We start from the raw sequence: 8,452 nt of genomic DNA, 5'->3' as shown, positions 1-8,452 counted from the left end.
CCGCTGTCCGAGATGTTCGGGTACGTTGGCGATCTGAGGTCCAAGACCTCCGGTCAGGCGTCGTACTCGATGGAGTTCGACTCGTACGCCGAGGTTCCGCAGAACGTCGCCGACGAGATCATCAAGAAGGTCCGCGGCGAGTAAGCACAAGTCGTCGGGCGCACGTCACACCAACAGCAAACGAGTCAAGAAATCTAGCTAGGAGGAGCCCCAAGTGGCTAAGGCGAAGTTCGAGCGGACTAAGCCGCACGTCAACATCGGAACCATTGGTCACATCGACCACGGCAAGACGACGTTGACCGCAGCGATCACCAAGGTGCTGCACGACAAGTACCCGGACCTGAACCCCTTCACGCCGTTCGACGAGATCGACAAGGCCCCTGAGGAGCGTCAGCGCGGTATCACGATCTCCATCGCGCACGTCGAGTACCAGACCGAGTCGCGTCACTACGCGCACGTCGACTGCCCGGGGCACGCCGACTACATCAAGAACATGATCACCGGTGCGGCCCAGATGGACGGCGCGATCCTCGTCGTCGCCGCCACCGACGGCCCTATGCCGCAGACCCGTGAGCACGTGCTGCTCGCGCGTCAGGTCGGCGTGCCGGCGATCGTCGTCGCGCTCAACAAGTGCGACATGGTCGACGACGAGGAGCTCATCGAGCTCGTGGAGATGGAGGTGCGTGAGCTCCTCTCCGAGTACGAGTTCCCGGGCGACGACATCCCCGTGGTGCGCGTTGCCGCCTTCCCGGCGCTGAACGGCGACGAGAAGTGGGGCGAGTCGATCGTCGAGCTGATGAACGCCGTCGACGAGTACATCCCGCAGCCGGAGCGCGAGATCGACAAGCCGTTCCTGATGCCGGTCGAGGACGTCTTCACGATCACCGGTCGTGGCACGGTCATCACCGGTCGCATCGAGCGTGGTGTGGTCAAGGTCAACGAGACCGTCGACATCATCGGCATCCGTGAGCAGAAGCAGACCACGACGGTCACCGGCGTCGAGATGTTCCGCAAGCTGCTCGACGAGGGCCAGGCGGGCGAGAACGTCGGCCTGCTGCTTCGCGGCACCAAGCGCGAGGACGTCGAGCGCGGCATGGTCGTCATCAAGCCGGGCACCACGACTCCGCACACGGACTTCGAGGCCTCGGTCTACATCCTCAGCAAGGAGGAGGGCGGCCGCCACACGCCGTTCTTCAACAACTACCGTCCGCAGTTCTACTTCCGTACGACGGACGTGACGGGCGTCGTGACCCTGCCCGAGGGCACCGAGATGGTCATGCCGGGCGACAACACCGACATGTCGGTCCAGCTGATCCAGCCGATCGCCATGGAGGACGGCCTCCGCTTCGCGATCCGCGAGGGCGGTCGCACCGTGGGTGCCGGTCGAGTCACCAAGATCAACAAGTAGAAGCACGAACGGCCCCCGGCGCCTCGGCGCCGGGGGCCGTTCTGCTTTTCCGGCGTCCGCACCACAGCGCAACCGAGCCAGCGCGCAGAATGAGCCACGGATGTCTGACACCAGCCACCAGGCTCGAAAGCCCAGCCACAGCAAGCCCTGGGGCGCAGACCCAGCCACAACCCAGACGCCAGCAACGACCCGAGGAAGGCACGATGACCACCGTCCGACCCGCTCGTCCGCACCAGAAGTTCACCGCGGACGGCCGCCGGATGCGCGAGGTGCTCACCTACTCCCGTCGCGGCGCGAGGTTCACGCCGTCGCAGCAGCGAGCCTGGGACGCGCACCACGAGGCCTGGTGGATACCGGACGCGGCGGTCGACGACCCAGGCTTCGACCTCGATTCCTGGTTCGGCCGGTCGGCCCCGCTCGTCGTCGAGATCGGTCCCGGCGTCGGCGAGGCGACAGCCGCGCTGGCGGCCGCCCGACTCGACACGAACATCGTCGCCATCGAGGTCTGGCGACCCGGGGTCGCCGACACCCTCGGCCGGTTGGCTGAGGCCGGCGTCTCGAACGTCCGCCTGCTCAGCGTCGACGCCGTCTGGTCGCTGACCAACCTGGTGCCCGAGGGTGGCCTCGCGGGGCTCTGGACGTTCTTCCCCGACCCGTGGCCGAAGAAGAAGCACCACAAGCGTCGGCTCGTGAACTCCTCGTTCGCGCGGCTGGCGGCCACCCGGCTCATGCCCGGCGCGACCTGGAGGCTGGCGACGGACTGGTCGGCGTACGCCGACGCCATGGTGGAGGCGCTCGACGCCGAGCCACTGCTGCGCGGTGGAGTGGTGCCGCGCTGGGACGAGCGGCCGGTCACCAGGTTCGAGCGCAAGGGGATCGAGGCCGGCCGGACCATCACCGACCTGGCCTACCGGCGCAGCTGAGCGACCCGGGGGACCGGCCAGCGATCAGGCGCGGCCGTCTAGGCAGCGTCGTCGAGGCGCAGCCCGGCCGAGTAGAGCCGCCACTCGACCCGGCGGCGTTCCGCGTCGAGCTCCATGCCGGGCGGCAGCACGTCGAGCAGGTGCTCGATGCCCAGTGCCAGGCAACCCTCGGCGAGCACCTTGTCGTAGGCACGGCGGGTGCCCTCGAACTTGGCGAAGGAGACGCCCCGCGGAGGCTCGCGGAAACGCCGACCGAGACGGCGGGCGTCCTGGGCGATCGCCTCGATCGGGCGCGTGCTGATCGGCAGCATCCGCCGTCCCTCCCAGCGGGCGTGCACGCGCTGCAGCCGCCGCCAGACCGCGCGCCACAGCGGTGCGCAGCGGATGATCACGGCGATGACCGCACATCCGGCCCACAGCAGGAGGACCTTGAGCACCTCCGGCTCCATGTGTCAACGGTAGTCCGGCGACCCCACCGTCGCCATAGCCCGCATCAGCGCCCCAGCAGCGCCTCTACGGCCTCGCCGAACACGCGCGTGTGCAGGTCCACGTCGGCTTCGGTGTGGTGGGGCGAGAACAGCGCCATGTTGTGGAAGGGCGTCAGCAGGATGCCGCGGTTCAGCGCCCAGAGGTGCAAGAACGCCTCGAGCTCCTCGTCGACGGCCGCCGCGGCCGACGCCCCGTCGCGCGGTGGCGGGCAGAACCAGTACTCCGCCCGCGCGCCGAGCCGCTGCACGTGCCAGGGCAGCCCGTGCGCGGCGATCACCCCCGCCACCCCGTCGGCCCACCGTTGCGCCAGCGGGATCGCCATCGCGAAGTCCTCCTCGCGCAGCGCCACCGACAACGTCCGGCGTACCGCCGCGAGTGCGAGCGCGTTGCCGGTGAGCGTGCCGCCGACACCGGCGACGTCGATGTCGTGGGAGCGCATCTGCGGCCCCAGCGCGTCCGCGACGTCCGCGCTCACGCCGTAGGCCGCGGCCGGCACGCCTGCGCCGATCGGCTTGCCGACGACGAGGATGTCCGGGTCCAGCCCCCACGCCCGCGTCGCACCACCGGGCCCCGCGCAGATCGTGTGCGTCTCGTCGATGATCAGCAGCGTGCCCGCGGCCCGGGTCAGCCGGCGGACCTCGTCGAGGTAGCCGTCCTCGGGCAGCACGATCCCGATGTTGGTCAGCGCCGGTTCCATCAGCAGCGCGGCCACGTCACCGTGGGCCAGCGCCGCCTCGAGGGCGGCCGGGTCGTTGAACGGTACGACGCGCGTGGTGACCGCCACGTCCACCTGCGGTCCGAGCGCCCCGGGCCGGGGGACCACCCGGCCTCCTTCGTCGAGCACGGCCAGCGTCTCGTCGACGGTCCCGTGGTAGCACCAGTCCATCACCGCGACCTTCGGCCGGCCGGTCAGGTGCCGCGCGAACCGCAGCACGAACCGGTTGGCGTCGGTCGCCGACATCGCCATCTGCCAGCGGGCGAGACCGAACCGGCGCCGCAGCTCCTCGGCCACCCAGGCCGCGTCGGTGCTCGGCAGCATCGTCGTGATGCCGGTCGCGGCCCGCTCCGCGATCGCCTCGGTCACCTCCGGCAGCGCGTGCCCGGTCATCGCGCCGGTGTCACCGAGGCACAGGTCGACGTACTCGCGCCCGTCGACGTCGGTGAACCGGGCGCCGGACGCGCGCTCGAAGACGAGGGGGAATGCGCCCGGCCACCGGGTCATCCACGGCATCGGCACCCCGGCCAGGAGCGCGTCGCCCGCCTCCTTCGCGAGCGCGGCCGAGCGTGGCCGGTCGTCGACGAAGCGCCGCTCCTCGGCGGCGTGCAGCTCCCGCAGGCGGGTCCGGTCGATCATGACGTCAATCTAGGGGCTGCCGCCGCCAGGGCATCGCTACTTCTCACGCCGGGCGGACCACACCCGTCTCGTAGGCCAGTACGACCGCCTGGGCCCGGTCGCGCAGCTGCAGCTTGGCCAGCACCCGGCCCACGTGGGTCTTCACGGTCTGCTCGGCGACCACCAGGTGCTCCGCGATCTCGGCGTTCGACATTCCGCGCGCGATCAGCTCGAGGACCTCGCGCTCCCGCACCGTGAGTGTCTCCAGTGCGCGGGTCTGCCGGGCGGGCGGCCTCCGGTTGCGGGTCGCCTCCTCGATGAAGCGGCGGGTGATCGACGGCGCCAGCAGCGCGTCGCCGGCCGCCACCACCCGGACCGCCCGGGTCAGCTCGGCCGCAGGGGCGTCCTTGAGCATGAAGCCGCTGGCGCCCAGCCGGAGGGCCTCGTAGACGTAGTCGTCGACGTCGAACGTGGTGAGCATCAGCAGCCGCGGCTCGGGCTGGATCCGGCGGCGCATGATCTCCGCCGCAGCCTCGAGGCCGTTCATCACCGGCATCCGGATGTCCAGCAGCACCACGTCCGGCCGGGTCTCCAGCACGCCGGCCACCGCCGCCTTGCCGTCCGCGGCGTCCCCGACCACCGACAGGTCGGGCTCCGCGTCGAGCAGGGCACGGAACCCCTGACGGACCATGGCCTGGTCGTCGGCGATGAACACGGTGACTGTCATGTCCGATCGACCCTAGGGCACGTCAGTCGACCAGCGTGCGCGCCGTGGTCGGCAGCCAGGCGCGCACCAGGAAGCCGTCGCCGTCGGGACCGGCCTCGAGGGTGCCGCCGACGGAGCGGGCCCGGTCGGACATGCCGATCAAACCGGTCCCGGGTCCGGCGTGCCCGGCGTCCGCGCGTGCGCTGCCCGGTGCCGGGGCTCCGCTGCGCACCTCCACCCGCACCTCGTCGGTGCAGGTCACCTGCGCCGAGACCCGGCTGCCCGGAGCGTGCCGGGAGGCGTTCGCGAGCGCCTCCTGCAGCACCCGGTAGACCACCAGGCCCACCGCCTCGCCGACTCCGTTCGGGTCGCCACGCAGCTCCCACGTCAGATCCACGCCGGCGTCCTTGGTCTGGCGCAGCAGCTCCTCGACGTCGTGCAGCCCCTTCTGCGGCGATCCCTCGGGCCCGCTCGACTCGCTGCGGAGCACCCCGAGCATCCCGCGCACCTCGTTGAGGGCCGCTCGTGCCTGCTCGGAGATGGACAGGAACTCCTCGGCGACCGGCGCGGGCAGCTCGCCGAGCCGCGCCGGAGCGCTCTGCGCCTGGACGACGACCATCGACATCCGGTGCGCGACCACGTCGTGCAGGTCGCGCGCGATCCGGGAGCGCTCCTCGAGCACTGCCCGGCGGGCGCGTTCAAGATCGCTCACCTCCTGCTCGCGGGCGAGCTGCACCCGGGAGAGCACCAGCCACCGGACCAGCAGCGCGACGACCGTCGCGGACGTGATGCCGAAGGCCAGCCCGCCGCGGGCGTCGAACGGCATCACGGCGACCAGCACCACCACGCTGGCGGCCCAGGCCGGCAGCACAAGCCTCAGCCGCTCACCCAGCGCGACCGCCACCATGAGCACGTAGAGCACGATGACCTGCGGCACCGTCCACGCCAGGTCGTAGCCCGGGCGAGGGTCCACCGAGGTCCAGAAGAGCAGGCCGACGAAGATGGTGAGCGCCCAACCGAGGATCGGGCTCCGTCGGGCCAGGGCCAGGGGCAGCACGGTCATGGCCGCCACGACGGGGGCGCTGGTCTCGTCGACCTCGTGGGTCATGATGACCGTCGCCCAGGTGACGATGAACAGCACCAGGCCGAGCACGCCGAGGACCACGTTCCACATCAGGGACGAGCGGGAGCGCACGCGTCCCACGGCCGACCCGAGCCCGTGCCGGGCCCGGCGGACCGTGCGGCGCAGTCGGGAAGCCATGTCGCCAGCGTAGGCTCGTGCGGCCGCGCAGGCGTCATACCGCAGGGCCACCTCGTCCTCACCCGCTGGTACGACGCCGGTGCCGCGCAGGCCCCGAAGAGCCATGCCCAGTGGGCTCCTCGAGGGGATCCGGGGGAGTGCCGCGCGTTCCTAGCGTCCGCGGCATGGCTGCTCCCCGACTTCGTCCCGTGCTCGCGATCCTCGGCGTGCTGCTGCTGGCCGCCGGCTTCCTGCTCGGCGCCCTGGCGCTGCCGTCCGGCGCCTCGACCGCGGAGGACCCGGCGGCGGGGCGGGCGGTCCGGGCGCTGGTCTCCGGTGACGTGGACCGGGCCCGTGCCGCGGTGCCGGCCGGCTTCGTCCGGGCGATGGGCTACCGGCCGGTGCGTCGTGACGGGATGCTGGTGCGTCCCGACGGGTCGTGCTCCTCGCCGCTGCCGATGCCGGACCGGTTCGACACGTTCTGCGCCCGGCACGACCTCGGCTACGACCTCCTCCGCTACGCCGCCGTGACCGGTCGCCCCCTGGGCCCGTGGGCACGCGTGGCACTCGACGAGTCCCTGGCCCGTGGGATGCGGGGGAGCTGCGACGACTTCACCGCCGGCGGCTGCCGGGTCGCGGCCGAGACGGCGTACCTCGGGGTGCGCGCCAACTCCGTCCGCCAGGGCGACCTGGTGCCGGGTGCGGAGACCGCGGCCAGCGTCGGCGCCGTGGCGCTCGGTGGCGGCGGCGCGCTGGCCGTCCTGGCACTCCCGTTCCCGGCGCTCGCCCGGCGGCGGGTCCGGATGCGCATCCGGGCCGCTGCGTGGGTGCGCCGACTTCCGGCCACGCCGGTGGTGCTGGTGGCAGGGCTCGCAGCCTCCGCGTCCCTCGTCCCCGCAGTGCTCGCCCGGCCCGCCTGGCTGCAGGGCGTGTTCACCGGGCTCCTGGTCGCGGGGACGTATCCCCTCGGTCGGGTGCTGGCGAGGTGGGCCCGGGGCCGCCGGCTCGACACCGTCGGCGTGCGCGTGGCGGCTCTCGTCGTCAGCGTCGCGGCGATGGTCCTGTCCGCCACCGGCTGGTCGGCTTCGGGGACCTCGGTCCTCGACCCGGCCCGCGCGCCCGGCCCGTTGGGGGGCTGGCTGTTCGTGCTCGTCGTCGCTGCCGCGGTCGTCACCGTGCTGCTGCTCGCGGGTGCGCTCGTGGTCGCCTGCGGCCGCCGGGTGATGCGCCGGGTCGCACGTGGCCGTGCCGGGACACGGGCGTCGGGGGTCACCGGCGTGGCCGTGGCGGCCGGGCGGCAGCGGCTGTACGCCGGAGCGCTGGTCGCCATCGGCCTGCTGCTGGCGGCGGGGGACCCGGTCAGCGGGGCCGCACGAGCCGCGCTCACCTCGGAGGTCGGTGGCCGGTTCTTCGAGGCGGTCGGGCTCGACACCGCCGCGGACAACGTGCTGAGCCGGCCGTCGCCGCGCGGCGCGGTCCGCGTCTACGTCGGCGTCCACGAGGCCGGCGCCCCTGCTGCGCGCAGCCGGCTGGCCGTGGCGCGGCTGGAACGTGCCGGTGGGTTCGAGCGGCAGAACCTCGTGCTGGCCTTCCCCACCGGATCCGGGTGGGTGGACCCGGTCGGGGTGCGCGCCGTCGAGCGGCGGTTCGACGGGGACGTGGCGACGGCAGCCGTGCAGTCGACGTTCCTGCCCAGCTGGGCGGCCCTGATGGTGGCGCGCCAGGACAACGAGGACGGTGCCCGGGCGCTGGTGGCGGCGGTCACCGAGCGGCTCGCGGAGATCCCGGAGGCCGACCGGCCCCGGCTCTACCTGATCGGACAGAGCCTCGGCGTGCTCGCGGCCACCGCGGTGCCGGTGCACTCGGCGGGCGCGGAGATGGTGTGCGGTGCCACCTGGACCGGCCCACCCGGTGGCGAGGTGCCGCGACTCCCCGGCCCGGTGGTGCTCGCGAACGCCGATGACCCGGTGGTCAGCTGGGAGCCGTCGCTGGCCTGGCACCGGCCGGCGTCGTACCCGGGAGAGGTCTGGATCCCGGGGTTGAGCTACCTTGCCACGGGCATCGACACTATCGCCTCCCTGGGTGCCCCGACCGGACATGGGCACCGCTACGGACCCGAGCAGGGACTGCTGCTGCCGGAGTGTCCTTAGGGCGTGGCTCCTGTCCCATGGCCTGCTGCGCGCCGCCGCGTCGGCACCTCGCGACGGCCGCTGACAGGAGGCACGACCTAGTCATCGAGGCCCGGATTTGATAAGCGCCGCGGGTCTCTGACAAGATAGTCCGGTTGCTCCGGCGGGGTCGCCGGGGTGCGGCACATTTGACTACTGAATCGGTTTTCCCTGATTTGCGGTGG

Annotated in this window: 8 protein-coding genes; 4 read left to right on the top strand and 4 right to left on the bottom strand. The window is 72.2% G+C overall.

Translation table 11 applies throughout. The annotated features are described in order from the left end of the window. The 3 genes from VFH10_RS14095 to trmB all read left to right on the top strand — a co-directional run. Positions 1-144 (top strand): hypothetical protein (locus VFH10_RS14095; RefSeq protein ID WP_325129631.1); only part of this gene is annotated, 144 nt, incomplete at its 5' end. A gap of 70 nt (positions 145-214) precedes the next feature. Beyond that, positions 215-1,408 carry an elongation factor Tu gene (gene tuf / locus VFH10_RS14090; protein ID WP_325129630.1) on the top strand — a complete coding sequence of 398 codons (1,194 nt, stop codon included), beginning with the start codon at positions 215-217 and terminating at the stop codon, positions 1,406-1,408. A gap of 203 nt (positions 1,409-1,611) precedes the next feature. Continuing rightward, the gene (gene trmB, locus VFH10_RS14085; RefSeq protein ID WP_325129628.1) at positions 1,612-2,331 is read left to right on the top strand and encodes a tRNA (guanosine(46)-N7)-methyltransferase TrmB; all 720 of its coding nucleotides are present in this window, start codon (positions 1,612-1,614) and stop codon (positions 2,329-2,331) included. 38 nt (positions 2,332-2,369) lie between these two features. Here trmB and VFH10_RS14080 read toward each other — a convergent pair whose 3' ends face one another. Genes VFH10_RS14080 through VFH10_RS14065 form a run of 4 tightly spaced genes read right to left on the bottom strand, consistent with a single transcriptional unit; the run spans position 2,370 to position 6,120 of the window. Next, positions 2,370-2,780, bottom strand: a complete 411-nt coding sequence (locus VFH10_RS14080) for a hypothetical protein (protein WP_325129626.1) — start codon at positions 2,778-2,780, stop codon at positions 2,370-2,372. Positions 2,781-2,824: 44 nt separating this feature from the next. Next, on the bottom strand, positions 2,825-4,174 hold the full coding sequence (locus VFH10_RS14075) for an aspartate aminotransferase family protein (protein ID WP_325129624.1): 1,350 nt from the start codon (positions 4,172-4,174) through the stop codon (positions 2,825-2,827). Between the two features lie 43 nt (positions 4,175-4,217). After that, positions 4,218-4,880, bottom strand: a complete 663-nt coding sequence (locus VFH10_RS14070) for a response regulator transcription factor (protein ID WP_325129622.1) — start codon at positions 4,878-4,880, stop codon at positions 4,218-4,220. Between the two features lie 22 nt (positions 4,881-4,902). Continuing rightward, entirely contained in the window at positions 4,903-6,120 is a 1,218-nt protein-coding gene (locus tag VFH10_RS14065; protein WP_325129620.1) for a sensor histidine kinase, read from the bottom strand. A 164-nt stretch (positions 6,121-6,284) separates the two neighbouring features. On the opposite strand from VFH10_RS14065, the gene VFH10_RS14060 reads away from it, so the two are divergent. Then, complete coding sequence (locus tag VFH10_RS14060; protein WP_325129618.1) at positions 6,285-8,249, top strand: alpha/beta-hydrolase family protein; 1,965 nt, start codon at positions 6,285-6,287, stop codon at positions 8,247-8,249. Positions 8,250-8,452: the final 203 nt, after the last annotated feature.

The sequence above is a fragment of the Nocardioides sp. genome (assembly GCF_035697785.1).
Lineage (GTDB): Bacteria > Actinomycetota > Actinomycetes > Propionibacteriales > Nocardioidaceae > Nocardioides_B.
This window is presented reverse-complemented; position numbering and strand designations above follow the sequence as displayed.